This is a genomic window from Virgibacillus sp. GM2-2 (assembly GCF_055329585.1).
Genome location: NZ_JBUZWC010000001.1, coordinates 371520 through 386292, shown reverse-complemented (window position 1 = coordinate 386292; position 14773 = coordinate 371520). Strand labels below are relative to the sequence as shown.

14 protein-coding genes are annotated in these 14773 nt (G+C 37.1%); 8 read left to right on the top strand and 6 right to left on the bottom strand.

Annotation, left to right across the window (positions count from 1 at the left end; all coding sequences use genetic code 11):
• Window positions 1-4 precede the first annotated feature (4 nt).
• Window positions 5-1093, bottom strand: coding sequence for an AI-2E family transporter (locus ACY9Z2_RS01700; RefSeq protein ID WP_463607866.1), 1089 nt, complete (start codon window positions 1091-1093; stop codon window positions 5-7).
• A 189-nt stretch (window positions 1094-1282) separates the two neighbouring features.
• On the opposite strand from ACY9Z2_RS01700, the gene ACY9Z2_RS01695 reads away from it, so the two are divergent.
• Together ACY9Z2_RS01695 and ACY9Z2_RS01690 are read left to right on the top strand one after the other, a co-directional pair.
• On the top strand, window positions 1283-3025 hold the full coding sequence (locus tag ACY9Z2_RS01695) for a phospho-sugar mutase (RefSeq protein ID WP_463607865.1): 1743 nt from the start codon (window positions 1283-1285) through the stop codon (window positions 3023-3025).
• A gap of 614 nt (window positions 3026-3639) precedes the next feature.
• Window positions 3640-4002, top strand: a complete 363-nt coding sequence (locus ACY9Z2_RS01690; protein WP_463607864.1) for a DUF488 domain-containing protein — start codon at window positions 3640-3642, stop codon at window positions 4000-4002.
• Between the two features lie 110 nt (window positions 4003-4112).
• On the opposite strand, the gene ACY9Z2_RS01685 is transcribed toward ACY9Z2_RS01690, so the two are convergent.
• Window positions 4113-4286 (bottom strand): hypothetical protein, encoded by a 174-nt coding sequence (locus ACY9Z2_RS01685; RefSeq protein ID WP_463607863.1) that lies wholly within the window; start codon window positions 4284-4286, stop codon window positions 4113-4115.
• A 111-nt stretch (window positions 4287-4397) separates the two neighbouring features.
• Window positions 4398-5087 carry a Na-translocating system protein MpsC family protein gene (locus ACY9Z2_RS01680; RefSeq protein WP_463607862.1) on the bottom strand — a complete coding sequence of 230 codons (690 nt, stop codon included), beginning with the start codon at window positions 5085-5087 and terminating at the stop codon, window positions 4398-4400.
• A 267-nt stretch (window positions 5088-5354) separates the two neighbouring features.
• Between ACY9Z2_RS01680 and ACY9Z2_RS01675 the strand changes: the two genes are divergently transcribed.
• The 4 genes from ACY9Z2_RS01675 to ACY9Z2_RS01660 all read left to right on the top strand — a co-directional run bounded on the left by ACY9Z2_RS01675 (window position 5355) and on the right by ACY9Z2_RS01660 (window position 8671).
• Window positions 5355-5792, top strand: coding sequence for an OsmC family protein (locus tag ACY9Z2_RS01675; RefSeq protein ID WP_463607861.1), 438 nt, complete (start codon window positions 5355-5357; stop codon window positions 5790-5792).
• 61 nt (window positions 5793-5853) lie between these two features.
• A complete protein-coding gene (locus tag ACY9Z2_RS01670) occupies window positions 5854-6456 on the top strand; it encodes a flavin reductase family protein (protein WP_463607860.1) in 603 nt (200 codons plus the stop codon).
• Window positions 6457-6789: 333 nt separating this feature from the next.
• Window positions 6790-7815, top strand: coding sequence for an acyltransferase family protein (locus tag ACY9Z2_RS01665; protein WP_463607859.1), 1026 nt, complete (start codon window positions 6790-6792; stop codon window positions 7813-7815).
• A 28-nt stretch (window positions 7816-7843) separates the two neighbouring features.
• Entirely contained in the window at window positions 7844-8671 is an 828-nt protein-coding gene (locus ACY9Z2_RS01660; RefSeq protein ID WP_463607858.1) for a sugar nucleotide-binding protein, read from the top strand.
• Between the two features lie 46 nt (window positions 8672-8717).
• Here ACY9Z2_RS01660 and ACY9Z2_RS01655 read toward each other — a convergent pair whose 3' ends face one another.
• The 3 genes from ACY9Z2_RS01655 to ACY9Z2_RS01645 form a co-directional block, all read right to left on the bottom strand.
• Window positions 8718-10067: a YjiH family protein gene (locus ACY9Z2_RS01655; protein ID WP_463607857.1), complete on the bottom strand. Its 1350-nt coding sequence runs from the start codon at window positions 10065-10067 to the stop codon at window positions 8718-8720.
• 417 nt (window positions 10068-10484) lie between these two features.
• A complete protein-coding gene (locus ACY9Z2_RS01650) occupies window positions 10485-11210 on the bottom strand; it encodes a choice-of-anchor J domain-containing protein (RefSeq protein ID WP_463608269.1) in 726 nt (241 codons plus the stop codon).
• A gap of 68 nt (window positions 11211-11278) precedes the next feature.
• A complete protein-coding gene (locus ACY9Z2_RS01645; RefSeq protein ID WP_463607856.1) occupies window positions 11279-12607 on the bottom strand; it encodes a hypothetical protein in 1329 nt (442 codons plus the stop codon).
• 236 nt (window positions 12608-12843) lie between these two features.
• Here ACY9Z2_RS01645 and ACY9Z2_RS01640 point away from each other — a divergent pair, with 236 nt between their 5' ends.
• Window positions 12844-14448, top strand: a complete 1605-nt coding sequence (locus ACY9Z2_RS01640; protein ID WP_463607855.1) for an ABC1 kinase family protein — start codon at window positions 12844-12846, stop codon at window positions 14446-14448.
• 18 nt (window positions 14449-14466) lie between these two features.
• Window positions 14467-14769 carry a phasin family protein gene (locus ACY9Z2_RS01635; protein WP_463607854.1) on the top strand — a complete coding sequence of 101 codons (303 nt, stop codon included), beginning with the start codon at window positions 14467-14469 and terminating at the stop codon, window positions 14767-14769.
• Window positions 14770-14773: the final 4 nt, after the last annotated feature.

Here is a 14773-nt window from a genome sequence, read left to right as displayed (position 1 = left end):
TTTTTTAAATCAATGCATCATCACTGTTTTCCTTACCATCCACATACGTATGATAAAAATGAACGATTATTGTTTTGACAACTGCGTAGATTGGAACTGCAAACAAGATACCTAAGAATCCTGCAATACTACCAGCGGCAAGAATTATCGTAATAACCGTTAATGGATGAATTTGTAAAGCTCGCCCCATAACGTTTGGTGAAATCAAGTTTCCTTCGATTTGCTGTGCAACAATCATGACCACACCTACCCAAACCGCCATCATCGGGTCTTCAAATAGTCCAACAATAATTGCTGGTACAACAGAAATAAATGGCCCGATGAATGGGATAACACACATGAGCATTCCGAATAAAGCTAATGTTAAGGCATATGGTAAGTCAATAATTAAATATCCAATGAACAGCAGTACACCAATTGCAAAGCTCACAATAAGCTGCCCTTGAATATACGATGTAAGTGTTTCATCAATTTTTTGAAAAAGGCTTTTTAAGTTGGCCGCCTTTTTCTTTGAAAAGATTTGGGTAACGAATGGGATAAACCGTTCGCCATCCTTCAGCATGAAAAATAAGAAGAATGGAACTAGAACTAATGCAAAGACGAATCCAATTAATTGTCCAATGAATCCGAACAGGAAGGACATAATTGTTTCGATGTATGTTTGTAAATTAGATGTTATGTCATTTATTGTACTTTCTACCTCAGCAGGCAGTACATCTTGATTTGACTGCCAATACGTAATAAGGTCTTGAGCTGCTTCGACCATTTTTGGTATGTTATCAATCAAGTTAGCGAACTGCTTTTGCGCAATTGGCGCGATGTATGTAGCGATTAAGTAAATCACTAACGCTATTAAAAGAAATACGATAATAATGGAAAAAACGCGGTGTACTTTGTATTTATCTAAAATGCGCACAACAGGTTTTGTTAAATAAAATAGGACGCCTGCGCCAATGATAGGAACGGCCACAGCACCTATGTATTTGAATATCGGGTCAAAAATAAAATTAGTTGCAGAGACTAATAGAATTAAAAGAAAAATCATGATGAATAGCGTAAGTGTTTGGAACCAGCGTTTCTTTATCAAAATCAATCACAACTTTCTCCATTAAGTATGATATCTTTCATTTTACCTGTTTCTGGGTATAATAGGAAGAGTATTCTTGATAGTTTTTACCAATCATTCCTACGAATAAACCAGCTATAGGTAAATAGAATTATTTTATATAATATGCTAAAATTTGTAGAAACAATAGTAGGGCGTAACAGGGGGATATCTTACATGCAAAACTGGGAAAAGGCTTACGAAAAATGGCAATCATTTCATAATTTAGATCCTTCTCTGAAGAAGGACTTAACAAAGATAAAAGACGATAAAACAGCTTTAGAAGATGCTTTTTACAAAGAATTAAGTTTTGGAACAGGCGGAATGCGTGGAGTTCTAGGTCCTGGTACGAACCGGATGAATGTATATACAGTTAGAAAAGCTGTTAATGGATTAGCTAACTATTTACTGGAGAATTGCGTGAACGTAAAGGATCGCGGTGTAGCAGTTGCATATGATTCCCGTTATATGTCAAAAGAATTTGCACTGGAAACAGCTAAAGTTCTTGGTTCCTATGACATTAAAGCATACGTGTTTAGTGAACTACATCCGACACCAGTATTATCGTTTGCTGTTCGTTATTTAGGTGCTGTAGCGGGGGTTATGATCACTGCGAGTCATAATCCACCAGAATATAACGGATTTAAAGTCTACAATGAAGATGGTGGACAAATTGTTCCTGCGGAAGCTACTGCAATTATTTCGAATGTTGAAAAAACAGAGAATGAATTAACGGTCCCATTTGTAGAACAAGCAGAACTCGAAGAAAAGGACTTATTAAACTGGGTAGGCAATGAAATTGATAATGCGTACTTAGAACAATTAAGACAAATCTCAAAGCTCGCAAAAGAAGATTTGGAGAAGGAAAAAGATTTAGGAATCGTATTTACGCCGCTTCATGGAACTTCACATGACTTAGTTTTAAAAGGGCTAAAACAGCTTTCTTTCCCAGATGTTCATGTGGTGGAAGAACAAGCGAAACCCGATCCGGAATTTTCAACCGTGGCTTCTCCAAATCCGGAAGAACATCAAGCATTTACGCTAGCAATTGAAAAAGGTAATACGGTTCATGCAGATATTTTAATCGGGACAGATCCAGATGCTGACCGATTAGGTGTGGCTGTTAGAGATGTTGATGGAAGCTTTACGGTACTGACAGGCAATCAACTTGGCGCATTGTTGCTTGATTATATTTTATCGCACAGTGAACAAGCGATGCTTACAAACGCACGTGTATTGAAAACAATTGTAACGACAGAATTAGGTAGAGCGATTGCGACTCATTACGGCGCTGAAACGATTGACACGTTAACTGGATTCAAATATATTGGTGAAAAAATTCATCAATTTGATAGTACAGGAGAAACATTTGTCTTTGGATTTGAGGAAAGTTACGGATATTTGATTAGCAGTTTTGCCCGTGATAAAGACGCTGTTCAGGCCACAATGATGGCATGTGAAATGGCGTATTATTGGAAGGAACAAGGAAAAACACTCCTTGAAGCATTGAATGGTATTTATGATAAACATGGCTATTTCTTGGAAGGGATGTCCTCTTTAACGTTAAAAGGAAAAGAAGGCTCCGACAAAATCGCCATGATTATGAAAGATGTGCGGAACAATCCACTTGATGAAATTGCAGGGTATAAGGTTAAAGCATTTGAAGATTATGCTACAGGTATACGTACACTGTTTGGTGAAACGAATCAACAAGAAAAAATGGAACTACCAAATGAAAATGCCCTGAAGTTTATTCTAGAAAAAAATAGTTGGGTATGTCTTCGTCCATCTGGAACTGAACCGAAAATTAAATGTTATTATGGTGTATGCCAAGAGTCAAAAGAGGCAAGCCAAAAAAGCTTGGAATCATTAAAAGACGCAATGGATCATGTGATTAATCGTGTAATCCAACATAATTAAATCGAAGGCTGTTTTCAAGGAAGCTCTCCTTGTCCTGCGAGAAAAGCAAGACATTTCATACGAGGAGTGCTGCTTCATTGAATTAACGTGCAACACGACGATGCCGAGTCTGAAGACCCCGCAGAGTGGTTATAATGAAGGCCGTGCCCTAAGGTGCGCGACTGCCGGCAGCGTAAACGAAACATTCTGAATGAATAGTACGCCAAGGACACTGCTTGGTATCGGACTGAGGATGCCTTATTGACCTTTTTTACCTTAATTTTGAGGATTAACGGACACACGATGTCTTATTTAGCTAAAAAACATATTTTTCAACTGTTTTTACTCAAATAAGGGATTCTGAGTCCGTTAACAACCGCATTTACCCTTATTTTTCACAAATAAGGAATCGTGTGTCCGTTAACTCCGCTAGCTGACATCCTGCACGCAATCATTCCAGTTCGCTCGGAAAAGTTACTTGACTAGCCCTGTCCGCACAGCGTAAATCAACATAGCAGTTATGTCGCAGTTTACTTCAAATACGCCTTAATAAAACAAGCAATCGTTGTCATTTTGATAATGATTGCTTATTTTTATACAGAACTGGGTATACACGATTGTAGGAGGGATTAAATATGCCAGTTGAATTGAAACGAATTTATGAAGATAAATCTCAACATGATGGTGTTCGTGTACTCGTTGATCGCGTGTGGCCACGGGGAATGTCCAAGGAAGATGCAAATTTGGATCATTGGTTAAAAGAGATAGGACCATCCAGTGAGTTGCGAAAATGGTTCGGTCATGATCCTGATAAATTTAAGGAGTTTAAAAAGAAATACAAAGAAGAGTTAGAAAACGGCGATCAAAAGGAAGCACTTAATGAGCTGAAGGATATTACAAAAAAACATAATAAAAACGTGACACTGTTATACGCATCTAAGGAAGAAAAATATAATCAAGCGAGTGTGCTAAAAGAAATAGTCGATCAACAAAAATAACCGCCATAATTTGATGGCGGTTATTACTATAGTTTTCAAGAGGTTTTTCTTCTCTATTATTTAGCGAAGAAACTCACTATTTTAAGTCATCGTACTATGTACATCTGAAATCAATCGTTTACTTTCTCCACAACTAAGCGATAGCCATCAGGTAATTCCCCTTCACGGGTTATTTTTGCAATAAAATTTCTTGCGTCTTCCTCGGATGGAAAGGTGATGGGTTCTTTTTGGTTTGCTAGTTCGATTCGGATGTCATTTTTACCTATGCCTATTATTTTGTACATTTTTCCACTCCTCCATAATTGATTCTTTTTCGGCCATAAAAAAACCGAAAAGGGGTTTGTCCTTTTCGGCTTATGTCTTAGCTCTATTGTCCAGACATTTCCACCAACTGTTTAATTTGCCTTTAGAATTAAAATAAGAAAGCCTTTGTCTAATGAAAAATCCCATGCGACAAATACGTCCTCAATTTCTGCTTCCAATATGGATTCAAGATATTCCACATTTAAAATATCCTTCTCCAAGCCTCGTTTGGAAAGCTTTAATTGTTCAGTAAAGCCGGATTTGATTAATTCTACCTCTATACGAACAAAAATATCTTCTCTAACGGAAACCAATGTACGGTCATTCAACATATAAGATTCAACATTTTTTGGTTCTTTTTGGGCCTTCTTTGTAAATCTCGCAATTTCAGCATGAACTTTTTCTTTCGCAGGATAACTGAGATAGTTTTCGTCTGCATTAATATGATCGGTATCCATTATAGCTAAAATAAGACCAGTTTTATTGCTGAGCGACCAGTCATAGTATATGTTTTGTACGCCTAAACCAATAATGGATGATAGATGTTTTTTAATTTCAGGAATTGTTTCTTGCATAAGAATATCCCTAGTCTCTTGGACTTTTAGTTCATCATTTCGATTAAGTAGTACTCTCTCCATTGGTGCTAGAAAATCACGTAGATGAATAGTAATAAATGGTTTCGCTATGGAAACATAGATGGACCCGGGTCCTTTTCCAAAGTTGTCGCGAAACAATTTACCGGTGTAGCTCGCTATTTCCGCTTCCATTGTTTTTGTATTCAATTATTTCATTCCTTCAACATGACAATTTATAGAGGAGAGCACTTTATGTTGCTTTCCCTGTGTATAGTATACCATTCTACTAATTATTGAAAAGTATTTTTTTGCGTATTAGAAAGTATACGTTAGAACTTGCGGCCAAGGCTTTCGAGAGAAAGATGAAAGGAAGATTCATATCTTAGATATGCGGACCCCAGTTCCTTGCTCTATATTTATCATTTAAGTTTCGCCAGACATTGCGATAGAATAATAATAGAAAGAAGGGATACGATGGCAGAACATCTTTTTGAATTAAAAGCTAGCTGGCCGGGTGGTCGGAATAGTGAAGGCTATATTGAAGCTGGAAATTTACAAACGAAAATTTCCATACCAACTGAAATGGACGGTCCAGGTATTGGAACGAACCCAGATGAAATGTTGTTAGGTGCGGCTGCAACTTGTTATTTGATTACGTTGGCAGCCATGATTGAACGTGCAGACCTGCCGTTAAAGGAAATGGCGGTAGATTCTGATGGGATTGTCGATGTTACGAATGGTGTATTCACGTACAAAAAAATTATTCATAAGCCATATGTTGCACTGGAAGGTGCTACAGAAGCAGACTATGGCAAGCTGAAAAAATTGATTGAAAAGGCCGAGAAAAGCTGTATGATTTCACGGGCCATTCAAGGAAACGTTGAAATGGAGTTACAACCAACCATAAAATAATAATGGACATGTACATTCGCCTCCTATATGGGGGCGAATGTTGTATGAAGGAGGAGTAAGCTTGATTATTAATCATACAGAGTTTGGGAACCGAAATATGAGCAAGTTGATCAAAGGAGCAGTAGTACCGCGGCCAATCGCTTGGGTTTCATCCATAGATTCCAACGGGACTGCAAATTTAGCACCATTCAGTTTTTTCACCGTTGCTTCCATGAATCCAATAACCATGTGTATTTCAATAGGTGATGGAAAAAATAAACACGGAGAAAAAGATACCCTTACAAACATTTGTGAAACTGGCGAGTTTGTTATTAACGTTGTCAGTGAAACGGAAGCAAATCAAATGTATGAAACAAGCAAGCATTACCAGCCTGACGAGGATGAATTTACCATTGCAGGTCTAGAAAAGGGTAAAAGTAGACAGGTTGCAGCTCCGAGGGTGGCTAAAGCACCAGTAAATTTAGAATGTGAACTGGATCAAATAATCAAGGTAGGAACAAGTAGTCTCGTACTAGGACGTCTCGTTTGCTACCATCTTCGTGATGAATTATATATGCAAACAGATAAAATAGATCCAAGTAAATTAAAGCCTGTTGGACGAATGGCAGGGGACTATACGTTTATTCGAGAGTTTTATGAACTTCCTAATTTTGATTTTGATTAAACCACCAAAATATCATCGGTGGAATCCTAAGTTGTACTTGCAAAGGTTTGCTAATTAATAAATTTTTTAGTATAAAAGCTAGTAAATAATAAAATCACGTATCAATACATTTCTCGTGTTGATACGTGATTTCTACGTTTTACCTTTCCAAACAGTATTTTCCTCACTTGCCATTCCTTAAATATTTCTTTTTTTACATGCTAGTTTCTTTATTTCATTCCATTTACATTTTTCTAACAACCACATGAAATCGACATTTTTCTCACGTATTTTTTGGTAGAAGTGGGTATAGTAGTGATACGAATCAAGATTAACATAAAAGGAATGAGTTAAATGGGAAGAACTGCGTATTTTGATAATGCTAAGCTAGCGCTTATATTTTTGGTAGTATTTGGTCATATGATTCAACCGTTCACAGATGGGTCACATGGCATTAATACGTTATATATGTGGATTTATACCTTTCATATGCCAGCATTTATTTTTCTAGCTGGTTTTTTCGCAAAAGGGTTAGGAAATAAAGATTATCTTATGAATTTAGCAAAAAAATTGTTGTTACCATATTTAATTTTCCAAGCTTTATATTCAGGTTATTACTTTTTATTAGGTCAAGGTGATTGGCAAACAGGAGTGTTTTATCCACACTGGTCGTTATGGTTCTTGTTCAGCTTATTCAGCTGGCATGTTTTACTTTATTTTTTCAAAAAAATGCCACCATTAGTAAGTATGACAATCGCTGTGTCTATTGGTTTGGTTGTCGGTTATTTCGGTGAAATAGGACACACATTTAGTTTGTCTAGAACCTTTGTTTTCTTTCCGTTCTTTTTAGTAGGGTATTGGTTAACGAAGGATCATGTCATGCTATTAAAACGTAATAGTGTGAAGTTTGTTTCTATAATCATTATGGCGACAGTAGCCGTTGCTATTTATTTTGCACCTGATTTTAATTCAGGTTGGTTGTTAGCTTCTAAATCGTATATCGATCTAGGTTTACCAGAATTTGGTGTGTTGGCACGAATTCTTGTATATTTAACTGCAGCTTTAATGGCAATGAGTGTATTGGCATGGATTCCTTCAAAAGAAACGGTGTTAACAAAGCTAGGAACTCGTACACTATATGTCTATTTACTACACGGATTCTTCGTACAATTTTTCCGTGAAACGAATTTATTCGAGGTCAATGGTGTGGTTGATCTTGCCGGATTGGCAGTAATAGCTGCGTCTATTGTACTATTTTTATCTAGTAAACCGATTCAGGTGGTTTCACAACCTATCATTGAAGGGAAAACATCTATTATGCGAAGTGTATTTGGAAACTCTAATAAAAAGAGTCGGCACAACCAAAACCTTCACACGTAAAAAATAAAAGAAGAGGAAGGTGGTCAAGATGAAGATTTGTGTGTTTGGCGCAAGTGGTTATGTAGGAGCTTCAATTTATGATAAATTGAAGCATATGCCAGAAACGGATGTCGTTGGAACGTATTTAGATGAGCCGGCCATGTTTGATGATCTTCACAAGCTAGACGTAAACGAACCCGAATCGTTCTCTAATTTTTTCAAACACGAGAAACCAGATGTTGTTGTGTGGGCAGTTATGAGTGGTCCAAATGAGCACAAGCTGACAGATCAAGGATTGATGCATCTACTAACACATCTAACACCACACACAAAATTGGTTTATATTTCATCTGATTTTGTATTTTCTCACGGTGAAGGACCGTATAGTGAAGAGGATCCATTGTCAAGCCTTCCTGATGATCATAGTTTCAGCAATTATGTAAACGGAAAGGTTAAGGCTGAAAGGTTGATTAACAAAGAGTTTTCCAACTACGTTATTTTACGAGCCGGCCCAATTTATGGTGAAAATGCTGTAGGAAAGGTAGATGAACGTACTGACCGACTTTCCTATCATCTACGTTCAGATCAGCCGATTGATTTTCGAGATGATTTAATAAGAACCTTTGTGCATATCGATGATTTAACAAATGTGCTCGAGAAAATGGTATTGAATGATGTAACTGGGGTATACCACGTCGGGCCATCTAATCAACAAAGTTTTTACGAATTTATGCGGGCGACCGCTCGCCAATTGGGCTATGATGAATCACTCGTAATTAAAGGCTCGGAAAAAGAAGCAGTTGATACAGAAATACCCAAAAATACGTCATTAAATACGGATAAGATTAAGCAAGCAATAGATGTACAGTTTAGATAAAAGAAAGCCACAACGACCCTTCGTTGTGGCTTTCTTATGTTCATTTTTAAAATAACATGTGCGCAACTAATGTAATAATTGGCAACGTTATGAGGGTTCGCAGTAGGAAGATTATAAATAGTTCAAAGAAGTTTACAGGTATTTTTGTACCTAGTAAAAGTCCACCAACCTCTGACATGTAAATCAACTGTGTAACGGATAATGCAGCAATTATAAATCGAGTGATTTCCGCATCGATTGACTCAGCTAAGATAGATGGTAAAAACATATCCGCAAAACCTATTAATATTGTCTCAGATGCTGCTTGTGCATATGGAATATTTAATAGTTCTAGTAATGGGATGAATGGTTTCCCAAGCCATTGGAATGTAGGTGTAAATTCTGCAATCATTAAAGCAATTAAACCAATTGCCATAACAATCGGTGCAACCCCCATCCACATGTCTAGAATGTTTTGTCCGCCTTCTTTGAAAAACTTTAGTACACTCGTTTCTTTCTTTGCACGGTCTAATGCTTTTGTATATCCAAAGGTAAGCATGTTATGACCTTCTGGAGCACTTTCGTCTATTTCTTCGTCTGATTCATTTATATACGTATTTGCCTTTTTTGATAATGGAGGAATACGTGGCATGATTAATGCCGCTACTAATCCTGCCCCTATAACTGTTAAATAGAATGGTACAAACATATACCCTAAGTTAACCTGTTTAATAACAACTAGTGTGAAAGTAATGGAAACAACAGAGAAGGTTGTTCCGATTACTGCAGCATCGCGTTTTGTATAATAGCCATCTTCATATTGTTTACTTGTTAATAGGACACCAATCGTACCATCTCCGACCCATGAAGCTAGAGAGTCAATTGAAGATCGCCCAGGTAGTCGAAATAACGGTCGCATAACCTTGGTCATTAGTGTTCCGAACAAATCAAGTAATCCATAATTCATTAATAATGGCAAAAACAATCCAGCAAACAAGAACACTGCAAACAAGATGTGCAAAAGACTTCCTAAAAGTAGTTGGCCAGTTGTTTCACCATAAATAACCACTGAACCTAGTTTGTAATAAACCATAATTGCAAAAACGGCAGCAACCACACGTGTAATAGCCCAAAATGGAGTAACATTAAATAATTGCTTGAAAAATGGTGTGCGATTAAGTTTGTGTCCGCCAATTAGCTTAACAATTACAGTTCCTAAAGCAGTTATAATAATAATCCACATCATAATGAATGATAAATGCCCAGCAAGTTTTTCTTGTACCCACCCTGCCATTATGGCAATTGGGATAGTCAAGCCGCCATCGGATGGAACCGGTGTCATAAATAAGAAGATACCTAGTAACGATGGAATAATGAATTTTAGATGATCTGATAGTTTGTACTGTTGCTTTTCCATAGTTTTCCCCCAGACTCTTTTCTGTTTTTTATCCATTATACGAGAAATTATGAAAATAGCAAAACTATTTTTGAGAGAATAAATGGATGTAACGTTATTGCAAAAAAAGTGGCCGAGACAAAACTATTTTTATCAAAGAAATCCGAACATAGATAATTAGTGCAAATAACTCGCTCCGGAAATATACTTCGCTTTCCGCGGGCGGCTGGTGAGCCTCCTCGTGCTTACGCACTGTGGGGTCACACCGATGCCTTTCCTCCCGCAGGACAAGGAAAGCTTCCCTGAAAAAGCATCGCACGCAGAAAAAGCGATTTTCTTTTTCAAGGAGTCTACGTATATTTCCGGAGCTAATACAATTCATTGTTCGTTGTTTAAATTGATAGTTTTAGTTTTATCTCAGCCTCTTTTAGCTTTCTCTTATTTCTTTTTCCCTTTTTTCTTTCCGTTATTATCTTTCAACTCGATACTATATTCGAATGGAACAGGATTAACTTGATCCTGTGGAGCTGCATACCAAGTTGTCATGTAATTCGTACCTTTTTTGAACAACTGGCGCAACTGTAGTGCATCCTCTTCCGTTACGTTGAATGGATCAACGTGCATTACTTTGTATTTACCATGTTTATCTTTATTCACAAATGTAACGGAATAATTTACATACTCCTCAAGAAGTTCTGATTTTGACATAAATGGATCTGTGCTTGTTCCGTCGAAAGAAAGTCCAACTTCTGGAATTTCAATATTATCGACGAACCAGCCTGTGTCATTGTAACCCCAGTCAGTTAGGTAACGGAACGAAATATACACTTCTTGACCAGCGTATTCTGATAAGTCAAAGCTTTCTTCCATCCAGCCTTCAGAGTGACCTGTAAAGCCTGGAACATTTTCTTTAATTTTAGGATATCCTTGTTCCACTACGTCAGAGCGAGTGTTTTCATTTTCAAGACTAGTCCAAGTTTGACCGTCAGTTGAAACTTGTACTACCCCAAAATCCCATTGTTCTTCAATGTCTAAAAAGTGATCAAATGTAAGAGTAGCATCTGTTACATTTGTTAGGTCGGCCTTGAAAATCAAGTTGTTATCAACTTCATCTCCTTCGCCACCCCATAGTACTTGATTTGATTCATTTAATGGATCTGTAATTGATTGCCATTTTACCGGCTGGAAGTCAATACCGTCAAAGGTAATGCTTTCAATTTTACCATCAAAGTCTAATACTTTATAATCTGCGCCCCATGCAGGAACACCATCTTTTTCATAAAGCTTTGCTTGTTCAAAATTAACCGTTGTTCCACGAACATCACCTTCATCATTGACTGGGAGTCGCGTAAATCGATTAATTCGAAATCATATAGACCTTTTTTACCTTTAACATTGTCGCTATCAATTAATACAGCAGTTACGAACTTTTCATAAACGCTCTGGAACGTTTCGTCAATGCCGTTTTCTTTATATGCTTGATTGTAACTGTCAATTGAATTTAATGGACTTTTCGCTACATCAAGGATGAAGTCTTGGCCAAACTGCTCGTAATTATATAGTGTAAACAGATAAACTAAACCATAGTCTGCAATTGTTTCAGGACCAGTTTCAGCATCTACATGCTCGTCCCAGTTGGTTAGTGAATTTTCCGGGTGATCTAGTAGGAAGTTTATCGAACCAGTACTGTGACCATACCCACCTAAATACTCAGAGAAAGTGGAGAATCCTTCATTTAACCATGTAGTCTCATCTCCATCATTATCTGCATGGATCAGGTGTTGCATCTCATGGATAGTAGTGCTGTAGAACGTATTTTCTAGACGCTCTTCCCAATTATTTGAATCGATTGAGATAATGTTTCTGTCCATGTAGTTTTCCATTGTTTGCCAGAAAAATCCTGCAACAAAAAATGGATAAGACGGGTCGTTGTAGTTTTCATCTGGTATGTTACTAACTAACATCTGTATTTTGTCGTTCCCAGTTTCATAGTAATCATCTGGCAATCCCACGATTTCTGTTACAGTTGCGTTACTACCATCTAATGAATCAGGTGTACCGAAAAAGTCAGTCACTGTAGGATAAATATTTGAGTCAAATTCAGCAGCCAGTTTGTCCACTTGTTCTTGTGTAACAACTTGAGGTGGTCGAGGGTCACCTTCAGGGAAGCTTAGATCATTTGCTACCCAGATTTCCACGTGTTCACCGACGCTACGTAGCGTATACTCCTGAAAAGCCAAATTTCTGTTTAGAAAAAGCTTTGTGCCACCGTCAAACGTGAAGTGTTCATCATTCGCCGCGGTAGCCTGTCCGTCAGTTTGCCCATCGTTTAGTTTTTCCGCAGCTTCCTTAATCTTTTGCTTTGCTTCTTTCTGAAAATCTTCATCCTCTGAAAGTTTGTTTAGTTGAGAAGTGATATCTTTCACATCACCATATCTTTCCACATCCCAGTTTTTTACCGTGTCACCTGGAGCACTAGTTGCTGCTAAACTAGCACTAGGTAAAACTAACGATAAAGCTAAACCGATTGTAGATGTTATTGCTATTAGCTTTTTCTTCATAACGAACCTCCCCTGTTTTTTTATGTAACGATTATGAAGCGCTACAGCTACTAGTATAACAAAAGTTGAATAATATTCAAAAAATTAAGAATAGTAAATAAGGACTATTTCCTCGACATCATACTTGTTTCATTAGGTCTAAAGCACTATTATTTCGACAACCACTAACTTTGTTGAAAAGTGATAGAAGTTTCAATGAACGCATATTATGGGTAAAGGTAGGAGAGGTGTTGTATGTGGAAAATCGGTTGAAATTCAATGTTATATATCGTTGTACCGTTATTGTTTGGATGACGTTTAAATTCATATTTCAAATCTCTTTCTTCCACGTTCGGCATCATATATGGGATGAACGAACAAGACGAAAGTGGAACGCATTGCTAAAGAGGCAAGCGAAAGAATATAGGGAAACTGCCGTAAAACTTGGTGGAGTCTTAATAAAAGTAGGGCAATTTTTAAGCACTCGAGCTGATTTTATGCCAGAGGTATTTATTCAAGAATTATCAGGATTGGTCGATCATGTTCCACCGTCATCCTTTTCTTATGCGAGATCGTTAATGGAGAAAGAATGGGGCGGAACTATTGATCGTTATTTAGTTGAATTAAAAGAAGAACCAATAGCTTCGGCTTCAATCGGACAAGTATATAAAGGAAAGCTACACAATGGAACAGAAGTTGCAATCAAAGTTCAACGCTATCGTGTACGAGATATCTTTCACATGGACTTCAAAGCAATGAAATTAGTGTTTTGGATGATTACAGTCTTGACAAACTTTGGGAAAAAAGCGGACTTAAACGCTTTATACCATGAGTTAATCTATGTGATGGATCGTGAATTAGATTTTGAACAAGAGCTAGCATACGGAAAGTATTTCAAAAATCGTTATGAGAGTTATAGCTCGATTCATATACCAAGTTATTTTGAGGAACTATGTACAAAAGAAGTTATCGTTATGGAATGGGTAGATGGGGCAAAAATAACAGATTTAGCCTATATGCATAAACATCAAATTAATGTCATGCAAACAGCAAAAACACTTTTTGACTTTTATTTGGATCAATTTTTACACGCTGGCAATTTTCATGCTGATCCACATGCAGGAAATATTATGATTCGAGCTGATGGCACAATTGTTATCATTGACTTCGGTATGGTTGGGGAAGTACAAACACAAGATACGCACTACTTTAAGCAGTTAATTCAAGGTCTTATCATGGATGATTATGATAAAGTGGTGAACACATTAGATGATATGAATTTTGTTCTCCCAAATGCAAACCGCGCAAAACTGAAAAAAATGATTAAGAAAACAATTGAAATGTATCAAAAAGGATCATTTACAAAGATGGACACACATACAATGGAAATGATTAAGGATGACATCCGGTTATTTATTAGCGATCAACCAATTCAATTATCTGCAGATTATGCCTATTTGGGACGAGCTCTATCCATTGTTTTTGGATTACTTGTAAGTATTTATCCGGATGTTGATATTGAAAAATGGGCAACGCCAAAAATTAAAGAGTGGATCGGAGGAAAAGGCTTTACTGATTCTATTTATAAGCAGGTTGCAAAGGATGCAACGAAGCCAATTCTATCATTTCCAAAGGCAATGTTAAGCTGGCTAGAAAATGGGGAAAAGAATAGAGAATGGGAAAAGGAAAAACAGCAAGCTAAGCACCTGCATCAATTTTTTATCCTAACAGAGCTAATGAGCTTTAGTATAGCTATTGGAGGAATCTATGTTCACAACGTAATTGGATATAGTATAGCAAGTGTTTTTTCTATTACATTAGTATATCTATTAACAAAGCACTATCGAATGATACGTTCATAAAAATAGGAGGGTATGACAATGAGTGACTTTTTGAAAAAAGGATTTTTATTAGGACTTGGCGCAGCAGTAAGCAGCAAAGAAAAATTTGATCGAAAGCTAAAGGAAATGGTCGATAAAAATGAATTAACGCGCGATCAGGCTAGAACAGTCATGCAAAATTTCCTCGATAAAGGGGAATCCACAAAGGATGAGTGGAGCGCGAAACAATACGAACAGACACAAGCAATGGCTAAAGATTTAGGACTTGCTACGAAAGAAGATGTTAACGAACTTCGAGCTAGAATTACAGAGTTGGAAACGAAATTAAAATTAGATGAATGATTAA